Below are 18,908 nucleotides of genomic sequence, written 5' to 3' on the forward strand. Positions count from 1 at the left end.
AGTCAGAGGGGCGTTGCCGCGTCTCAGGTTGGTGTGCCACGTTCATGGCTTCCCCGGCCTCCGCCTCGCCACTCCCTCCTTGGGATCCTCCGGCCACTGGTGCTTCGGATAGCGGCGGCGGAGCTCCTTGCGGACCTCGGCGTAGGCGTTCTCCCAGAAGCTCTTGAGGTCGTCCGTCACCTGCTGCGGCCGCATGTTGGGGGCCAGGAGGTGCATCAGGACCCGGACGCGGCCCCCCGCGATCCGCGGCGTCTCGGTCATGCCGAACACCTCCTGGATGCGGACCGCCAGGACCGGAGGGCGGGCCGCTTCGTACTGCAGCCGGATCTGGCTCCCGCTGGGGACCTCGATCTTCTCCGGGGCTTCGCGATCGATCGTCTGCCGCTGCGGGTAGCTGTACTGACCCTGCATCGTCGCCAGCCACGGCGCGGACCGCAGTTCCGCAAAGCTCCGCCGGCCGTCGCACAGGTCGCGGAGGACTTTCTCCAGGCCCTCCCGATCAAGCCGCGGGAGGTCAAGCTCCGGCATCCACTCCGCCAGCGAGCGGACCCGCAGGAGAAAGTTCTCCGTCTCGGAGTCGTTCTTCGGGAAGACCTCGTCGAGGGCGGTCCGGGCGTTCTCGAACAGCTGCTCCGCTGCCGCGTCTCCCGTGGGAAGCGGCGCGGGGGCTTCGGAGAGGACCAAGTCGTCCCACAGCGTCCGGCGGCGGGCGACGACCTGTTTCTGGCTGGGATGAAAGAACAGCTCGTCCCGCGTCACGAGCGACGGGCCGGTGAGCCACTCCCGCTCGACCGCTGAGGCCTGCCGGACGAGTGCGTCCGTCGAGCCGCCGTCGACGTCGATGCACAGAAAGAATTCCGCGCCCGAGACATTTGACTGCGGCCCGAGCTTGACCCCCTTGCCGCCGACCATCAGCCCCCGCGGTCCGCTCGTGTCCCGCCGCCGGGCCAGCCGGTCGGGGAACCCCGCCAGCAGCGCCCGCAGAAGTTCCCCGGTGCCGTCAGAAGAGACCGGAGTCTCCGCGCCGGATCGGGCGGGAAGGCTCCGCCGGATCTGGTCGGCCGCCTGCGTCAGGAAATGAATCGCGACGCCGTGGATCAGGCCGAACGAAAATTCGCGGCGGCCGGTTCGCAGGAACTCTTCGATGGCGAACAACCGGTCGAGGACGTCGGACTGCGAGCGGTGGCTGGCGGCGGTCACCGGTCCCCCCCGTCCCGAGAACGGGTCGCGCTCCGAGAGCATCGCCGCCAGGAGCGCGACGCGCGAGCCCACGCCGAGCCGCTGGCCTTCGAGGACCATCCGGGCCAGCCGCGGGTGGAGCGGCAGCCGGGCCATGCCGCGGCCGAGGGGCGTCACCTGTCCTGCGTCGTCGAGAGCGTCGAGCTTGCGAAGGAGGCTTTCGGCCTGCAGGACCGCCGCCTCGCGCGGCGGCTCGTACCACGGAAAGCCGAGGACGTTCGACTCCCCCCAGCAGTGCAGCTCCAGCACCGGTCCCGCGAGGTCGACCCGGCGGATCTCGGCATCTTCGGCATCCGGCCGGGCGCGGTGGGCGGACTCATCCCACATCCGCAGGCAGACTCCCGCCTGGGTACGTCCCGCGCGGCCGGCCCGCTGGTCGGCGGAGGCCTTCGAGATCGGCGACAGCTCCAAGCGGTCGAGGCCGATCTGCGGATCGAACCGCATCACCTTGGCCAGCCCGGTGTCGACAACCGCCGTGATCCCCTCGATCGTCAGCGAGGTCTCGGCCACGTTCGTCGCCAGCACGACCTTTCGCCGCTCGCACGGCAGCAGCACCCGGTCCTGTTCCTCGGGCGGGAGGTCGCCGAAGAGCGGCATCACCGCCAGGTCGTGCTGCCGGGCCAGCGGTTCCAGTTCCCGGGCGGCGCGGCGGATCTCCGGGGCTCCCGGCAGGAAGACCAGGAGGTCGCCGGGAGTCTTCGGCAGGATCTCGGTGACGCCGGTGAGGACGATCTGTTCCGGCGGCACGCGGTCGAAGCGGCGGGCGTAGCGGATCTCGACCGGATAGGTCCGCCCCTCGCTCTCGATCACGGGGCAGTTGTTGAGGTACGCCGCGACCGGATGGGCGGCGATCGTGGCGGACATGACGACGATCCGCAGGTCGGGCCGGACTTCCTGCTGGACGCGGCGGACCATCGCCAGCGCCAGGTCGCTGTTGAGGCTCCGCTCGTGGAACTCGTCGAACAGAACCGCATCGATCCCTTCCAGAAACGGATCGTCCTGCAGACGGCGGAGCAGGACCCCTTCGGTCACGACGAGGATTTTCGTATCCCGGCTGGCTTGTTCGTCGAACCGGACCTGATAGCCGACCTCGCCGCCGAGGCGGACGCCGCGCTCCTGGGCGATCCGGCGGGCGGTCGCCCGGGCCGCGATCCGCCGCGGTTCCAGCATGACGATCCGCCCTTTCGGAGCCAGTCCGGCGTCGAGCAGGGCGGGAGGGACGCGGGTACTCTTCCCCGCGCCGGTCGGGGCGCGGAGGACGATCGCGTTCGTCTCCTTGAGCGTGGAAACGATCTGCGGCAGGACGTCATCGATGGGGAGGCGGGCGAGAGCCGGCGACATGGGGGGAAGAGTAGCGGACCGGTTCTTGCGAGATGAGGGCTGTCGAGCGGATGGAGATCTCCAAGGGGAACTTTCCAGTCGTTTTCCGGTCGCGGGCCGCGTCATGTTGGCTACTGCGTCCCCCGACCTAACCGGCCCAAGAACCGGGTCCAGGGGCACCCCTGGTGGCGTGCAGGGGCCACCCCCTGCCCGCCGGAGGCCGTCTCGTCGGACACCGTTGGAAACCTTGTGTGTCCAAGCGCGGACACCGTGCCGTATGCCCCCTCACCAACCCGCTGGGAGTGCGAAGCCAGCGGTGTGGGTTGATGGAGCCAATGCAAAATGGGAAATGCAAGTTGAAAAGTGCAAATTGCCGCGGAGGAAGAAGATCTGGCGATCTCCCGGAACGGGCCCCACGGCAGTTGATCTTGCTCTCGTTTAGCCATTTTCCCTATAGACCGACGCAATTCCGGGGGGCCGGATGGTCTTCCCCCGATGGAAACGCGGGTTTTCGAAGGCGTCGCTGTCTTCGGGGGCCTGTCTTTAACGCCAGGGATGGTGTTCCGTGTTATCACTCCTGACCCGCCTCCGGCGGTTCGTGGCCCGTTCGTCCGACATCGCATTCGGCGCCCTGCTGGCGCTGTTCCTCTGCGGCTGGAGCTGGGGTTTTGCGGCCCAGTTCGGGACCTCCTGGGAAAGCCGCTTCGCCGGCCTCGCCTGCGGCCTGCTGGGGCTGGGAACGGGACTGCTGCTCCGGCGGCGGTTCGTCGAGCCGAAACAGGAGTGGATGCCGCGGGCCTGGCTCGCCGGCCTCAGCGTCATCGCCCCGTTCTGGATTCCGTTCGTCGCCCACCGCCTCGCCGGCGTTCCGCTGGAGACCTGGGCTTCGACCACGAAGTCGCTCGGACTTCTGACGGGAGCCGGACTGGCGACCCTCTTCCTCCCCGCGGTCCTCGGCGGACTTTCGCTGCCGCACGATGCCCGACGGACCTCGCAGATGCTCCTGGGCTGCGGCCTGGGCCTGTTCGTTTTCCCCTCGACGCTCGTCGCCTTCCTCGGCCTCGACGTGGCGGTCCTGACGGCTGCCGTCCTGTGCGGCGTCGGCATCGCCCTGCGGCGGATCGAGGAAACGGAATCCGTTCAGGAATCGACGGACGCTCCCGTTTCCGTGAACCCGCTCTGGCTCGGCGGCCTGCTGGCGGCGGGCGGTGCGGTCCTGATGGCGGTCTCCGGGCGGTGGTCGTTCCAGATGTTCCTCGACGCCCCCTGCTGGGTCCTGGCCCGCTGGGCGGGGCTCTGCTGCGGCGCCGCGGCTGGCCTGACGCTCGTCCGGTGGACGCCGCGTTCGGCCCTCCGGCTGGCGGCCCTCATCCTGGGCAGCGCTGCCGCGCTGGCGGTCGTCGCCTTCCCGCAGTTCCTGGAAGCGACGCTCTCGATCAACGCCACGATTTCGTGGCTCTGGTCCGCCCTCATTCTGCGGGGGCTCGTCGCCGCGCTCCTGCCGTTCGTCTCGGGTCTCGCGATCGCGGCCGGGTGTGCAGCCGTCGCCCCCCGTCGAACGAGCGTTCCCGCGGCCGTGGCCTTCGCCGCCTTCCTGATCGGCATGACGCTGTCGGCTCCCGCCGCCGGTCTCGTCCTGGCCGCACTGTGCGGCACCGCCGCGGCCCTCGTGGCCACCTATCGCACTCCCGCTCCGACGGAGCACGAGTTCCCCGCCGCGGCGCTGCTCCGCCAGGGACTCGCCTGGGGACCGATGGCGGCCGTCTGCGTCCTCGCGGTCTGGTCGGCGGCGGCAACCGACCGGTACGCCCCGGCGGTGGCGGCCCGCGTCCTGTTCAACGCTCCGTTCATCACCGCCTGGCTCAACGGCCAGCCGATCGACAACCTCCTCCACGCCGATTCGACGCGGCTCCTGTCGACGATTGAAAGCCGCGACAGCACCTGGACCGTCTGGAAGCAGCGGGACGCGTATGTCCAGCTCCGCGAAAACGGGCTCCCCCGGAGCATGGTCTGTCTCGACACGAACATCGCTCCGCAGTCCGCCCCGGAAGTCGTCGCGACCGTCCTGCCGCTCGTCGTCCACCGCGACCCGCAGTCGATCCTGTTCCTGGGGATGAACTCCCCGGCAAGCCTCGCCACGACCCTGCAGTTCCCGATCTTCTCCATCCGCTGCATCGAGCGGGATCCGGCAATCCGCCAGATCATCGAGACGCAGCTCGAACCGAACTGCCAGACCTCGATCTTCCGCGATGAACGAGTCCAGTGGGAATCGGCCGACCCGTTCCTCGCCGCCCGGGCGACGCACGACCGGACCTACGACGTCATCGTCGCCCAGGACGGGCAGTCGATGCCGTGGCGGTCCGCCCCCCGCTGGACCCGCGATCACTTTCGCTCGGTCGCGGCCCTTCTGGGCGAGACGGGGCTGTTCTGCCAGCGGATGAACTACGGCGATGTGACGGACCGGCCGGTCCGCGAAGTCGCCGCGACGCTGCGGAACGCCTTCGCCCACGTCACGATCGTCGAACCGCTCCCCGGCGAGCTCCTGTTCCTGTGCTCGAACGCCGAGCCAGTGGTCCTCAACGAGCACCTCATGAGCCGGCTCGACAAGGGGCACGTCCGCCACACCCTCGGCCGGATGGGCTGGGACTGGTCGGTCGTCATGGGACTCTCGTACATCCCGTCCGACGTGGTCGACGAGTTCATCGACGACGCCCCGGTCAATTCGGCGACCAACGCCCGCTTCGTGACGACGCTTCCGCAGGAGGTTTACTGCTGGGGCGCGAAGTGGAACGCGGTCAAGATGGCCCTCGCCAGCTGCAGCACGACCGCCATCCGCCGCTTCGAGAAAGAGAGCGCCGAGCTGTTCGACGTCAGCAAGCGGTTCGAGGACATCCAGCTCGCCAGCAAGATCGTCGGCGCGCACCCGGATGAGTTCTGGGAGTATCGCAAGTCGCTGCGGGACCGCCTCAAGGACCGGCCGCGGACCGCGATCGTCCAGGTTCAGCACGAAGGACTGCAGTATGGACTGCACGCGGAGGACGCGCGGCGGAAGGAGTACCTGATCGCCCTCGGAAAGGCCGCGTCCGCCGAGCAACCGACGATTGCCCTCGTCTCCGAGATGGCCGCCTTCGCGGAGCCGTTCGATCCGCTGCTCTCGCCGTTCGTCCACGAAGAGGCGGCTCGCCTGTACGGCAAGTGCGCCGAGCCGGCCCACGAGGCGGCCTTTAACCACTGGCGGCACGCCGTCTACTACGGCACCGGCCAGGACCGCTCGGTCCGCAACGTCGTCTCGGCGGTCCAGACGCTTCACGATCATCCGGAAAGCGTTCCCGATCCGCTCCAGCGGTGGGACGCCCTGCAGTCGCTCCTCGAGGTCATGCGGGAGCGGTGGATCATCCGGGCTCAACTCGCCCGGACCAACAAGTCGAAGTTCGAAGCGGTCGACCTGAGCCGGAGCATCGCCGCCGCCGAAGCGGCCATCGACGACCTGGACGCCCTCGCGCGGGAAGTCGGTCCGGCCGCGGAAGGCTGGGAGATGCGGAAGAAGATCATCGAGCGGGACCTGATCCGCGATCTGGAAGGGTACCGGTCGATCCAGACCGCGCGGGCCGATGCCGAGAAGCGGTCGGCCAACACGCCGCCGCCAGGGACCGTGCGGTAGTCCGCCGGCCGGATGGCCGAAGTCGGCGGCCCGACGGCTGAAGACTCGACGGCCGGTCCCGGGATAGAATCTGGAGTTCCCGTTCCCCTGACGTGCAAGCGAACCGAATGGCCGCGTCCTCCCTCCGCAGCCTGCTGCTCCTCCTGATGCTGCTGTCCGCCGCCGCGCCGGCGCCGGCCCAGGGGATTCCGCGCAAGACCGACGAGCAGATCTGCCTGGAGGAGTACACCCAGCTCCACCAGGGCTTCGAGAAGTCGATGGAGGACCTGGCCGCCGAGTGCGACCAGCAGGGACTCAAGACTGCGGCCGCCGTCCTGCGGGCCCGGGCGGCGCGGATCGACCGGCAGACGCTCGACCTTGACGACCTTCCCGAGGAGATCGGCGCCAGCGTCCCTGACCCGGGGGACACGCTCCAGCAGCGGCAGCACGAGCTCGAATCGCAGTACGCCGCACGCGTCTTCGGGATCTCGCAGAAGGCGATGAAGGCCGGGAGCATCAACCTGGCGTTCCACCTCGTGCGGGAAGTCGCCTTCCACGACCCCGACCACCTCAATGCCCGGCGGATGCTGGGCTTCGTCAAGAGCGAAGGCAAGTGGTCCACGCCGTTCGCGCTGGCCCAGGAGCGGCGGGGACTGGTGTGGCACGAGGAGTTCGGCTGGCTCCCCGAGGACCACGTCACCAAGTACGAGCAGGGGCTGCGGTTCTACCGGAACCGCTGGATGACGAAGGAGCAGGAAGAGGAGCTCCGAAAGGACTTCGACGAGGGGGCCTGGGAGATCGAGACCGAGCACTTCCGTGTGAAGACAAACCACAGCCTGGAGCGGGGAGTCGAGCTCAGCCGGTCGCTGGAGGGCTTTCACCGGTACTTCGTCCGCGAGTTCTCGACGCTGTTCAGTTCGCCCCAGCAGATGCGGCAGCTCTTTGACGGCAAGGCGGTCGCCTCGGGGACCGTCGAGAAGCACGACGTCCACTACTACGCGGACCGGACCGAATTCGTCACGCGGCTGCGGAGCGAGCCCTATATCGAAGCCTGCAACGGAATCTATCTCCCCCGGAAGCGGACCGCCTACTTCTTCTTCAATCCCCGCAGCGACGAAGAGCACCTCGAGACGCTGTTCCACGAGGTGACGCATCAACTCCTCAGCGAGAGCACGAAGCAGACGTACGCCATCGCCCAGGAACGGGACTTCTGGGTCGTCGAGGGACTGGCGTGCTACATGGAGTCGTTCCGGTTGAAATCGGACGGCCAGTACACGGTCGGGTTCCCGCTCCATCGCCGGATCGTCGCCGCCCAGCGGCACGCCCGGAATCCCCAGGAATTTGTCCCGATCGGCCGCTTCGTCAGCTTCGGCCAGCAGGCGTTTCAGACGGCGGGGGGGAAGCCGGTCGTCATGCAGAGCGACCTCCAGGTGTACTACGCACAGGCGACGGCGCTCTCGCACTTCTTCCTGCACTACCGGGACGGCATCTACCGCGACGCGTTCATCAAGTACCTGGGGGAGATCTACAGCCCGGACCGCAGGATCCGCGAGAAGGTGACCCCGCTTAACGTCCGCACCGGCCAGAGCTATTCGTCGCTGGACCAGCAGTTCAAAGAGTACCTGCAGTCGCTCGAGTGAGGCCGGCTCGGAGGTCGCACGGTCGTCTTAAGGCGACGGGCGAAAGCCCCTGCCTCAGCGCGGCGGCTTCCGCTTTGCCGGAGCTTCGAAGAGCGAGGTCAGGAGGCGGAGGTTGACCGCGTCCATCTCTTCGCCGTCGCGCTGCTCCTTTTTCGTTTCAAGGAACATCGGCAGGCCGGCGAAACGGGGGTCGTTGAGGAGCCAGCGGAACGGTTCCAGGCCGATCTCTCCTTCGCCGATGTGCTCGTGCCGGTCGACGCGGCTTCCGAGACCCTTCTTGCTGTCGTTGAGATGGAAGGCCCTTATGCGGTCAATCCCGACGCGGTCGTCGAACTCCTGGAACGTCGCGTCGTATTCGCCGCGGGTCTTGAGCGGATAGCCGGCAGCAAAGATGTGGCAGGTGTCGAGACAGATGCCGAGGCGGTCCGAGTCCTGAACTTCCTTGAGGATCGTGCCGAGGTGCTCGAAGCGGTGCCCGAGGTTGGAGCCCTGGCCTGCCGTCGCTTCGACGAGAATCTTGACCGTCGCTCCTTTGGTACGGCGGTGGACCTCATCGAGACCCTCGACCACCTTCTGGAGTCCGACCTCCTCGCCGCTGTCGAGATGGCTGCCGGGGTGCATCACGAGGCCCACGAGCCCCAGGGCTTCGGCCCGCTCGACTTCGACCGTCATCGCATCGACCGATTTGTCCCACAGCTCGCTGCTGGGGCTGGCGATGTTGATGAGGTAGCTGTTGTGGGCGCACGGCAGGTGCAGGTCCCCCGTCTTGAGCGCGGCCCGGAACTGGCGGCACTCCTCGTCGGTCAGCGGCTTTCCTTTCCACTGGTTGTTGTTCTTGGTGAAGATCTGGACCGTCCCCATCCCATAGGCAGACGCCGCCGCCGCGGCCCGGTGGTAGCCGCCGGAGATCGAGAGATGCGAGCCGAGGAGAGGACGAATGGCTTTCAAGAGGAACCTGCAAGCGGAAGAAGGTGGGACGCCCCATACGCCGCGCGGCCGCGTTCCGGCCAGCCAGACAACGGCTCAGCCGTCAACGCCTCGCCGGGCGCTGACGGCTGTTGGCCAACGGCCAAACGCTATCGGCCAACCGTCTCAGCCGATCAGTTCACGGAGCTGCTTGAGGTACTTCGGGATCTCGACCCGCGGGTCTTCCTTCTCCTCGTATTCGAGGACGAGGTAGCCGCGGTAGCCCGCCTTCTTGAGGATCTCGACGATCCGGCCCATGTCGGCCTTTTCCGGCTTGCCATTCGGGGCGATCGAGACCTTCACCTGGGCGTTCACGGCAAAGGGAGCGATCTTCTCCAAGTCGCCGTAGGGGTCGGCGGTCCGGAAGTTTCCGCTGTCGAAGTTCACGCCGAACCATGGGGAGGACTTCACCCGCCCGACAATCTTGAGGAGCTGCTCCGGAGTCGCCGTGATGCCGCCGTGATTTTCGAGGGCCAGGATCACGCCCTTGGTCGCCGCGTAGGCGACGGCGTCGTCGATCCCCGCCACGCAGCGGTCGAGGGCTGCTTCCTCGGTGTCCCCCTTCGGAACGTTGCCGGCGAAGATCCGGATGACCGGCGCGCCGACGAGGGCGGCGTAGTCGATCCACTTCCGCGTCATGGCGACTTCGAATTCGCGGTCGGGGCCGTCCGGCTTGCAGAAGTCATTGCCGATGGCCGTGCCGGAGACGTCGAGTCCCAGCCGGAAGCACCGCTCCTTGACCTCGTTGAGGTACTCCGGTGTCACTTCGGCCGGGAAGTAGTAGCTCGTCAGCTCGGCGGCATCGAGGTCCTGCTCGGCGCAGTAGTCGATGAAATCGAGGAGCGTCATCTTAGGGACGGTCTTCCCCGGCTTCGGCCAGTTCTTCGGGAGCTGGGAGTTGAACGAGTAGGCGGCGAGCGAGAGCTTGAAGAACGGTTTTCCGGTCCGCTTGGGCATTTCAGCCGCTCGCAGGCCGGGGGCGATCAGGGTGGCCGCGGAAGCGGTCAGGGCCGCGAGTGCGGTGCGGCGGGAGACGGGGGGGGATTCGAATGGGGAGGGTGAGGCGGGCATGGGTGTTTGGCGGGTGACGAGGATGGACGTTGCGGATGGCGACGTGGCCGTCATGTCACTGTACCGGTCTCGGGCTGTGGGATGAACCGCTGGCGAAGGGTGGGAGCTCGGTGAGTGTGCGAGCGGACGATCAAAACCGGGGTCCAGGGGGTACCCCTGGTGGGGGATGCAAGGGGGCAACGCCCTCTTGCCCGCCGGAGGCCTGGCCGTCGAGAGATGTCTGAAGGAGTGAGTGTCTAAGCGCGGACACCGTGTCGTATGCCCCCTCACCAACCCGCGGGAATCACGAAGCCAGCGGTGTGGTGTGAAGGAGTGCTCGTAGCGGGTACCACAAAGGGGATGCCCGTTGTTTACCACGGTTCCGCGACGAAAATGCCTCCGGCGGCAAGGGGGTGAGACCCCCTTGACCCCAACTGCCGTCGCACGATGGGTTTGAGCGAGCAGAGCCGTGCCGGCAAGAACGCCAAGTCGAGACTGCGCGATTCGACACCCCATCTTCACCGAAGCGGCGGGACGGCCTACTTTTTCCGCTTCGACTTGAGGTCCTTGGCCTGGATCGGCCGGTCCTTGCTGATCGTCTGCGGCCCCTTGCCCGCCGCCTTCTCGTACACGCCGTCCCCCGCCTTCACGTACTTCGTGAAGCCAAGCTCGCCCAGCCGCTTGTTGTCGTTGGCGCTCTTCTTCATCGCGCTGTCGGACCAGCTCCCACCGATGAACGCCGGCTGGATCACCCGCCGCACCGGCTGGCCGGTCTCCGGATGCTTCGTCAGCGCAGGGGCCTTGATCGACTGCATAAGCTCGAACTGCTCCCCGTCGGAGCCGTCCTCGTTGATGACTTCGTAAACGTAGATCGGCATGGACCTGACACCCTGGGCGGGAGCGGCCTTCGCACGCCGCTCGCTCGACCTCCATTCTATCCCCGGCGGAACGCCAAACAATCGGGGGCCGGTTTTCCGAGAGGACTGCCGCGGGCGGACGACGCGCGGCAGGCCCCCCTTTGCAAAATCGGGGCGAGGCGATCACTCTTTCTGATCCGTTCGATCACCGGTTGACGTTGAGTTCACGCCCCTTTTTCCCTTGCGATTCGGAGAATCGCACCACTATGGCATCCCTTTCGGAATACGCCGAGCGGACCCGCCGCCTGCACAACGCCGTGCGCGGCGTGGAGCGGCGGAGCGCCGTGGCCCAGGTTCCCCCGCTCCCCGGACGGGAGTGGTTCGAACTCCTCGAACGCAAACTGCTGCCGCAACTGACGGACGACTCCTACCTCGTCGTCGCCGTGGTCGGCGGGACGAACATCGGGAAGAGCTGCGTCTTCAACCACGTCGCCGGGTTCCGGGCCAGCGCCGTCAGCCCGCTCGCTTCGGGAACCAAACACCCCACCTGCCTCGTCCCGGCCGGATTTCTCCAGCGGCACGACCTCTCGAAAGTCTTTCCCGGCTTCACCCTCAAGCCCTGGGAAGGGGCCGAGGCTCCCCTGGTCGAAGAAGGGGTCGACTGGCTCTTCTGGCGGGAGTGCCCCGAACTCCCCCCGAATCTGCTGGTGCTCGACACCCCCGACGTCGACAGCGACGCCAGGATCAACTGGGTCCGCGCGGACAACATCCGCCGCGCCGCGGATGTCCTGCTCGCCGTCCTGACGCAGCAGAAATACAACGACGCCGCCGTGAAGGAGTTCTTCCGCAACGCGGCGGCCGAAGACAAGGCGTGCCTGATCGTTCTCAATCAGGTGCTGCTCCCCGAGGACGAGCCGTGGTGGCCGAAGTGGCTGGCGACGTTCTGTCAGGAGACGCAGGTCAAGCCGGAGATCGTCTACATCGCCCCCAACGACCGCCGGGCGGCGGAACAGAACCGGCTCCCCTTCTATGAGCGCCCCTGGCCACTCCCCGAAGGGGCGTCCGCCTCCGGGCTGGCCGATCCGGACCAGTACAACCCCGGTCCGCCGCGTAACCTCCTCGAGGACCTGACAAACCTGCGGTTCGCCGAGATCAAGGTCCGGACCCTCCGGGGGTCGCTGAACCATCTCCTCGACGAGTCGGCCGGAGCGCCGGGATATCTCCGCGAGGTCCGGCAGCGGGCGGGGCAGTTCCGCGGGGCGGCGGAGCTGCTGACCGCACACCAGCTCGCGGCGACCGACCACTGGCCGGCGATCCCGGCCAGCATCCTGATCGGCGAGCTGCGGAAGTGGTGGGCCGCACAGCGGACCGGGTGGTCCGCCAAGGTCCACGGCTTCTACAACACCGTCGGCACCGGCCTGGCGTGGCCCTTCAAGAAGGTGGCCGAGCGGATCCAGGGCGAGAGCCGGCCGCCGCTGGAGCTCTATCGCGACCGGGAGTGGTCGGCGATTCTCGACGTCGTCCAGAAGGTGTTCGACAAGCTGACGTTCATCAGCGAGCTGGGGAATGACCTGCTGAAGCCGCGACTCAACGCTCTGCTCTCCGGGACGTCGCGGGCGGGGCTGATCGACCTGATCCGCCGACAGCACGCGGCGGTCGACTTCGACCAGATCCTCGAGCACCTCGTGACGGAGCAGATGAGCGGCTTCCGTGAGGAGAGTCCCGAGTACTACCAGCTCTTCAAGCGGCTCGACGTCCTGGCGGCCGCCGCGCGTCCGGCGACGAGCGTGGCGCTGTTTGTCACCGGGTTCGGGCCGGTGGGGCATGCCATCGCGCCGGTCGTGACCGACACTGCTCTCCAGGGGGCGCTCCATCTCGCGGGAGACGTCGCGGGGGGAACGGTCGCGGCGGCGGTGGGGGAGACGGTCATCAGCGGCGGGGCGTCGACCGGCGTCGGGTTTCTGGAGATGCGGTTCCGCCGGCTCCACACCGCGTTCACGGAACGCCGGGCGCAGTGGCTGGCGGATCTGCTGCGGCAGAACCTGCTCGGGTCCCTTAACGAAGAATTGATGGCCGCCGCGACAATCGATCAGTCGCCCGAGTTTCGCGCCGCCGAGGAGGCGCTCGTCGCCCTGCGGAGGAACTCGGATGGATGAGGCCCCGCCTCTTCCGACGCCGTCGCCCTCCTCCGCAGGCGGTCCGCTGCCCGCGCTGTCTTCCTTCGTGACGAACGTGGCCTGGGTTTTCATCGTTCTGGGAGGACTGCTGACGGCCATCACCTTCATGCAGAACATCCTGATCCAGACGCTCCCCTTTCACCGGCCTCAGGCGTCCGCTCCGGATGCCGAGGTCCGGTCGGTGTTCTTCGCCTTCTTCGAGAACTCGATCCGGATCTACTTTTTCGCAGTGTTCCTCGTCAGCGCGGGCCTGCTCGGCTCGGCCATCGGCCTGCTCCGCCGCCGGAACTGGGGACGGATCGGGATCCTGTTCGTGCTGTGGGGCGGGATCGTCTGGATCGTCCTGTCGTGCGGGCTGATGCTGGAGATGATCAGCAGTCCGAACACGAAAGTTCCCCCGGAGATGCGGGGTTCGATGCTGGCGACCTTCGTGATGATGGGATTGTTTGGCGTCGGCGTGGCAGTCGTCTTTGGTTGGTTGATCCGCTGCCTGACGTCGGAGGCGGTGCGTCGCGAGTTCTTGTCCGTTGGTGCGTTCGGCACAAAGAGTTGAGGTTCGTATGGTTCGCTGGTTCGGTCTCGTGGTTCTCTTCGTTTCTCTGTCGGTGTCGGCTGCGGAGCGGTCGGCGGTCGAGATCATTGCTCATCGCGGCGCGTCGCACGACGCTCCTGAGAACACCGTGGCCTCGTTCAAGGCGGCGTGGGCGCAGAACGCCGATGGGGCGGAGCTGGATCTGTACCTGACGTCCGACGGCAAGATCGTGGCCTGTCATGACAAGGACATGAAGCGGACCGCCGGGAGCGAGATGCTGGTGGCCAAGTCGACGTTCGAGCAGCTGCGGGCGCTCGATGTGGGCAAGTGGAAGGGGCCGCAGTTTGCGGGAGAGCGGATCCCGACCTTTCAGGAGATGCTGGCGACGCTGCCTGAGGGGAAGAAGGTCTATGTGGAGGTGAAGTGCGGGCCGGAGATTGTTCCGGAGATGATCCGGCAGCTGGAGGCGAGCGGGCGGCCGGCGGCGTTGACTCCGATCATCTGTTTCAACGCCGAGGTGGTGGCGGCGGTGAAGCGGGCCCGGCCGGATCTGCCGGCGTACTGGCTGAGCGACCTCAAGGAGGGGAAGACCGCCGAGGTGTTGATTGCGCGGGCCAGGGAGATCCATGCCGACGGACTCGATCTCAAGGCGGGACCGGAGCTTGATCAGGCGTTTGCGGACAAGGTCCGGGGGGCGGCGTTGCGGCTGGATGTCTGGACGGTCAACGACGCCGCGCTGGCGAAGCGGATGGTGAGTATCGGGGTGCAGGGAATCACGACGGACCGGCCCGAGTGGCTGCGGGAGCAACTCGCAAAGTAGACCGCTCTTGCCGGCACAGCTCCCATAGCTCAAACCCAACGTGCGACGGCAGCCGGGGTCAAGGGGGCCTCGCCCCCTTGCCGCCGGAGGCGCTTCCATGAGGAACCGTGGAAAGCAACGGATGCCCCCTTTGTGGAACCAGCGTCGAGAACTCACCGCTCGCTCTGCAATCCCCGTGGGTTGGTGACGGGGCATACGACACGACGTCCGCGCTTGGACACGATCTCCTTCAGACATCTCTCGACGGCCAGGCCTCCGGCGGGCAAAGGGGATTCTCCCCTCTGCACTCCCTGACCAGGGTGCCCCTGGACCCGGTGATTGGCAGAGGTGAGAGTTTTGGGATGACGCGGTAGGCTGGTTCCTTCGCCATCCGAATCAACCAGGGATTCCTTCGATGCGCTCACTCTCTTCCGCGGCCAGCCTCGCTCTCTCCCTCATCTCCGCCTCCGCCCTCGCCGCCCCACCCGCCTTCAAAACCGTCGAGATCGAGAAAGACTTCTGCAAAGTCGCCTGCTACGCCGTCGCACTCGCCGACGTCGACGGAGACAACAAACAGGACATCGTCGCCGTCACCGAGAACCGCGTCCTCTGGTACCAGGCCCCCGACTGGAAACCACACCTCGTCATCGAAGACCAGACCGAACGCGACAACGTCTGCATCGCCCCCTACGACATCGACGGCGACGGCCAGGTCGACTTCGCCCTCGGAGCCGGCTGGACCAAGATCGGCACCATCCAGTGGCTCTCCCGCGGCAAAACCCTCGACGAGAAATGGTCCGTCCACCCCATCGGCCGCGAAGGCTGGACCCACCGCATGCGGTTCGCCAACGTCCTCGGCAAGGACAAGGCCCAGCTCGTCGTCTCCCCCCTCAACGCCACCACCATCCCGACCGGCGTCCGTCTGACTGCCTTCGAGATCCCCGCCAACCCCAAGACCGATCCGTGGCCGCACGTCGTCCTCGACGACACGCTCAACCGGATGCACAACCACTGGCACCTCGATCGCAACGGAGACAAGATCGACGCCACCCTCACCGCCAGCCAGGAAGGACTGCACCTGCTGCGGAAGACCGACACCGGCTTCTCGAAGCGGAAGGTCGGCAGCGGAGCCGAGGGAGCGAAACCCGAGGAACGCGGGTCGGGCGAAGTGAAGATCGGTCAGCTCAAGGGGGGCCGGCCCTTCATGGCGACGATCGAGCCGATGCACGGCAACCAGGTCGTGATCTACACCGCCCCGCCGGAGCTTCCCGAAGGCCAGCTCGCCACGCGGATCGTCCTCGACGACACCTTCAAGCAGGGACACGGCGTCTTTGCGGCCGACCTCGACGGGGACGGAGACGATGAAGTGATCGCCGGCTACCGCGAGCCGGGGACCGGAACGATCAAGGGGCCGGGCGTCTTCATCTATGAGGCGGACGACGAAGCCGGGACGAAGTGGACGAAGCACGTTCTCGACGACGGCGGGATGGCGGTCGAAGACCTGATGTGCGCGGACGTCACCGGCGACGGCAAGATCGACATCATCGCCGGAGGGCGGGCGACGAAGAACCTGAAGCTGTATGTGAATCAGGGAGTTCGTTGATTCACATCCGGCCCGACCGCATACTCAGAGTCTCATGGGAGACGGTCTATGCGTTCGCTCGTCGGTGCCGCTGTTGTCGTTCTGGGATTCGGTGCGTCGCTGTGGGGTGCGGATGACCCTGCGCCCGACTACGAGAAGCAGGTCGCGCCGCTCCTGAAGAAGTACTGTGCGGGCTGCCACAACGGCTCCGACCTTGAGGGAAAACTCTCGCTGGAGACGTTCGCCGATCTCCAGAAGGGGGGCGAGCATGGGGTGGCCGTTCTGGCGGGCGATCCCGCGTCGAGCCGGCTGATCCGCGTCCTCACGGGCTCCGAGCCGAAGATGCCCCCGGAAGGGGAGCCGCAGCCGACGGCGGCCGAGATCGACGTCCTCAAGCGATGGGTCGAAGAGGGGGCCAAGGGGCCCGCGGGAGCCGAGCCCGACCGGTCGGTCCTGATCGTCCCCAAGATCGAATCGCACGCCAAGGAGCGTCCGATCGCCGCCCTCGACTGGTCGGCCGACGGAACCCGGCTGGCGGTGGCCCGATACGGACAGGTCGAACTCCTGCGGAAGACCGGCGAGAAGTTTGAGGCGGAGAAACCGATCACCGGCCTTCCGGGCAAGGTGACGGCGGTCCACTTCACGCCGGACGGAACGAAGCTCATCACGGCCTCCGGCATCGCCGGCCTCATCGGCAAGGCGACCGTGTGGGATCTGGCGACGGGGCAGCCGCTCCGCGAGATCACGGGGCACCGGGATATCCTTTACGACGCGGAGCTCTCGCCGGACGGCAAACTGCTGGCGACCTGCAGCTACGACCGGAAGATCATCGTCTGGAACGTCGAGACGGGCGAAGTCGTCCGGACTTTCGAGGGGCACAACGGCGCGGTCTATGACATCGCCTTCCACCCGAATGGGCAGGTCCTGGCGAGCGCGTCGGCCGACGATACCTGCAAGCTGTGGCACATCGGGACCGGCGAACGGCTCGACACGCTCGGCCAGCCGCTCAAAGAGCAGTACGCGATTGCCTTTACCAAGGACGGCAAGCATGTCGTGGCGGCCGGGGCGGACAACCGCATCCGGGTCTGGAAGCTGATCTCGCTCGACAAGCCGGCGATCAATCCGCTCGTCCACGCCCGGTTCGCTCACGAAGGGGCGATCGCGCGGCTCGGCTTCACGCCCGACGGCAAGCAGCTCGTGACCGTCGCGGAGGACCGGACGGTCAAGCTGTGGGAGACCGAAGGCTACACCGAGCGCAAGCTCTTTCCGCGGCAGCCGGAAGTCGCCGAGGCTCTCGCGATCGCCGGAACCGGGGACCGGTTTGTCATCGGGCGGATGGATGGCTCGGTCGAGATGTTTCCGATCGACCCGCTGAAGGGAGGGCCAGCAGCCGATACCGCGCAGCCGATAACGGTCGCGACCGCGTCGCCGATGCCCGACATGCCGATGACGACCGTGGCGGAACAGGAACCGAACAATCTGCCGAGCCAGGCGACGGCCCTGGCGATCCCAGCGACCGTGACCGGCGCGATCCACGGCTCGGACGCCGCCCAGCCGGATGCCGACCTGTACCGGATCACAGCCAGGGCGGGGCAGGAGTGGGTCATCGAGATCAACGCCGCCCGCAGCAAGTCTCCGCTCGATTCCTTTGTCGAAGTCCTGACGCCGGAGGGACAGCGGATCCCGCAGGTGACGCTGCAGGCGGTGCGGGACTCGTACTTCACTTTCCGCGGCAAGAACGCCGACCAGAGCGACGACTTCCGGATCTTCAACTGGGAAGAGATGGAGCTGAACGAATATCTCTATGCCGGCGGCGAGGTCACGAAGCTGTGGCTCGCTCCCCGCGGTCCGGACTCCGGGTTCAAGGTCTACCCGGGTGCCGGCAACCGGTACGGTTACTTCGACACCACGCCGGTCGTCCATGCCCTCGGTGAACCGTGCTACATCGTCCAGGCATATCCGCCCGGGACCGACCTGATTCCGAATGGCCTGCCGGTCTTCAATCTCTACTTTCAGAACGACGACGACGGCCGACGGGAGTTGGGGGCGGATTCGCGGCTGACCTTCACCGCCCCGCACGACGGCGACTACCTGATCCGGATCCGCGATGTCCGCGGGTTCCAGAGCCCGGAGCACAAGTACACCCTCACGGTCCGGCCGCGGCGGCCGGACTTCCAGGTCATCGTCCATGGCGGGAAGCCGACGGTCTCGGCCGGCAGTGCCCGGGAGTTCCGCGTCGAGGCGAAGCGGATGGACGGCTTTGAAGGGCCGATCCGGGTTGAGCTCACCGGACTGCCGGCGGGCTTCACGGCGACTTCGCCGATCACGATCGAGGCGGGACAGAACAATGCTCTCGGAGTCCTGATGGCGGCGGCTGATGCGGTGGCTCCGACGGACGATGCGGCCAAGGGGTCGAAGGCGACCGCCTCGGCGGAGATCGGCGGCGGGACGGTTACGCACGATGCTGGCTCGCTCGGGGAGATCAAGCTCGGTCCGAAGCCGAAGATCCTACTGACGATCGTCCCCACCGAGGGGGGCGCGAAGCCGCTTGCTTCGGAGCTGGGGAAGCCGCTTGAGTTCGAGATCCAGCCGGGGCAGACGATCATGCTGAAGGCGATTGCGCAGCGGGACGGCTACACGGGCAACATCCCGTTCGGGAATGAGGACAGCGGTCGGAACTTGCCGCACGGGGTGATCGTCGACAACATCGGGTTGAACGGTCTCCTGATGGTCGAGAACACGAGCGAGCGGGATTTCTTCCTGACCGCTGCCGGATGGGTTCCCGATCAGTCGCGGCTGGTGCATTTGCGGACGACGGTTGAAGGGGAACAGGCGACCGCTCCTATCCTGTTGCATGTTCGGCGGCCCAAGACGGTTGCCGGGAAGTAAGCCCGATTAACGGTCCCCAAACAGGCCCAACCGGGTCCAGGGGCCCCCTGGTGGGGAGTGCAGAGGGGCAACGCCCCTTTGCCCGCCGGAGGCCCGTCTCGTAGGGATCTTTCTGAAGGAGCACTTGTCCAAGCGCGGACACCGTGCCGTATGCCCCCTCACCAACCCGCGGCGATTGCAAAGCCAGCTGTGTGGTGTAGAGGAGTCCTCAACGCTG

At 66.9% G+C, this 18,908-nt stretch carries 11 protein-coding genes; 7 read left to right on the forward strand and 4 right to left on the reverse strand.

Going from position 1 to position 18,908, the window contains the following annotated elements; translation table 11 throughout:
- Positions 1-42: 42 nt before the first annotated feature.
- Positions 43-2,580: an ATP-dependent helicase HrpB gene (gene hrpB / locus VT03_RS16310; RefSeq protein ID WP_075093959.1), complete on the reverse strand. Its 2,538-nt coding sequence runs from the start codon at positions 2,578-2,580 to the stop codon at positions 43-45.
- 544 nt (positions 2,581-3,124) lie between these two features.
- On the opposite strand from hrpB, the gene VT03_RS16315 reads away from it, so the two are divergent.
- Both VT03_RS16315 and VT03_RS16320 read left to right on the forward strand, forming a co-directional pair.
- Positions 3,125-6,220, forward strand: a complete 3,096-nt coding sequence (locus VT03_RS16315; protein WP_075093960.1) for a hypothetical protein — start codon at positions 3,125-3,127, stop codon at positions 6,218-6,220.
- Positions 6,221-6,327: 107 nt separating this feature from the next.
- Positions 6,328-7,839, forward strand: a complete 1,512-nt coding sequence (locus VT03_RS16320; RefSeq protein ID WP_075093961.1) for a hypothetical protein — start codon at positions 6,328-6,330, stop codon at positions 7,837-7,839.
- A 54-nt stretch (positions 7,840-7,893) separates the two neighbouring features.
- On the opposite strand, the gene VT03_RS16325 is transcribed toward VT03_RS16320, so the two are convergent.
- The 3 genes from VT03_RS16325 to VT03_RS16335 form a co-directional block, all read right to left on the reverse strand.
- Positions 7,894-8,787 (reverse strand): deoxyribonuclease IV, encoded by an 894-nt coding sequence (locus VT03_RS16325; protein WP_231870458.1) that lies wholly within the window; start codon positions 8,785-8,787, stop codon positions 7,894-7,896.
- Between the two features lie 144 nt (positions 8,788-8,931).
- Complete coding sequence (locus tag VT03_RS16330; RefSeq protein WP_075093962.1) at positions 8,932-9,876, reverse strand: sugar phosphate isomerase/epimerase family protein; 945 nt, start codon at positions 9,874-9,876, stop codon at positions 8,932-8,934.
- 518 nt (positions 9,877-10,394) lie between these two features.
- Positions 10,395-10,733: an FmdB family zinc ribbon protein gene (locus VT03_RS16335; RefSeq protein ID WP_075093963.1), complete on the reverse strand. Its 339-nt coding sequence runs from the start codon at positions 10,731-10,733 to the stop codon at positions 10,395-10,397.
- Positions 10,734-10,978: 245 nt separating this feature from the next.
- On the opposite strand from VT03_RS16335, the gene VT03_RS16340 reads away from it, so the two are divergent.
- From VT03_RS16340 to VT03_RS16360, 5 genes are all read left to right on the forward strand, one after another.
- Positions 10,979-12,868 carry a GTPase gene (locus VT03_RS16340; RefSeq protein WP_075093964.1) on the forward strand — a complete coding sequence of 630 codons (1,890 nt, stop codon included), beginning with the start codon at positions 10,979-10,981 and terminating at the stop codon, positions 12,866-12,868.
- Positions 12,861-13,442, forward strand: coding sequence for a hypothetical protein (locus tag VT03_RS16345; protein WP_075093965.1), 582 nt, complete (start codon positions 12,861-12,863; stop codon positions 13,440-13,442). Before VT03_RS16340 ends, VT03_RS16345 begins: the two co-directional genes overlap by 8 nt.
- Positions 13,443-13,449: 7 nt before the next feature.
- Positions 13,450-14,241, forward strand: coding sequence for a glycerophosphodiester phosphodiesterase (locus VT03_RS16350; protein WP_075093966.1), 792 nt, complete (start codon positions 13,450-13,452; stop codon positions 14,239-14,241).
- Between the two features lie 394 nt (positions 14,242-14,635).
- The gene (locus VT03_RS16355) at positions 14,636-15,823 is read left to right on the forward strand and encodes an FG-GAP repeat domain-containing protein (protein ID WP_075093967.1); all 1,188 of its coding nucleotides are present in this window, start codon (positions 14,636-14,638) and stop codon (positions 15,821-15,823) included.
- A 48-nt stretch (positions 15,824-15,871) separates the two neighbouring features.
- The gene (locus VT03_RS16360) at positions 15,872-18,691 is read left to right on the forward strand and encodes a c-type cytochrome domain-containing protein (protein ID WP_075093968.1); all 2,820 of its coding nucleotides are present in this window, start codon (positions 15,872-15,874) and stop codon (positions 18,689-18,691) included.
- The last annotated feature ends 217 nt before the right edge of the window (positions 18,692-18,908 follow it).

This window comes from Planctomyces sp. SH-PL14 (genome assembly GCF_001610835.1).
Classification (GTDB): Bacteria; Planctomycetota; Planctomycetia; order Planctomycetales; family Planctomycetaceae; genus Planctomyces_A.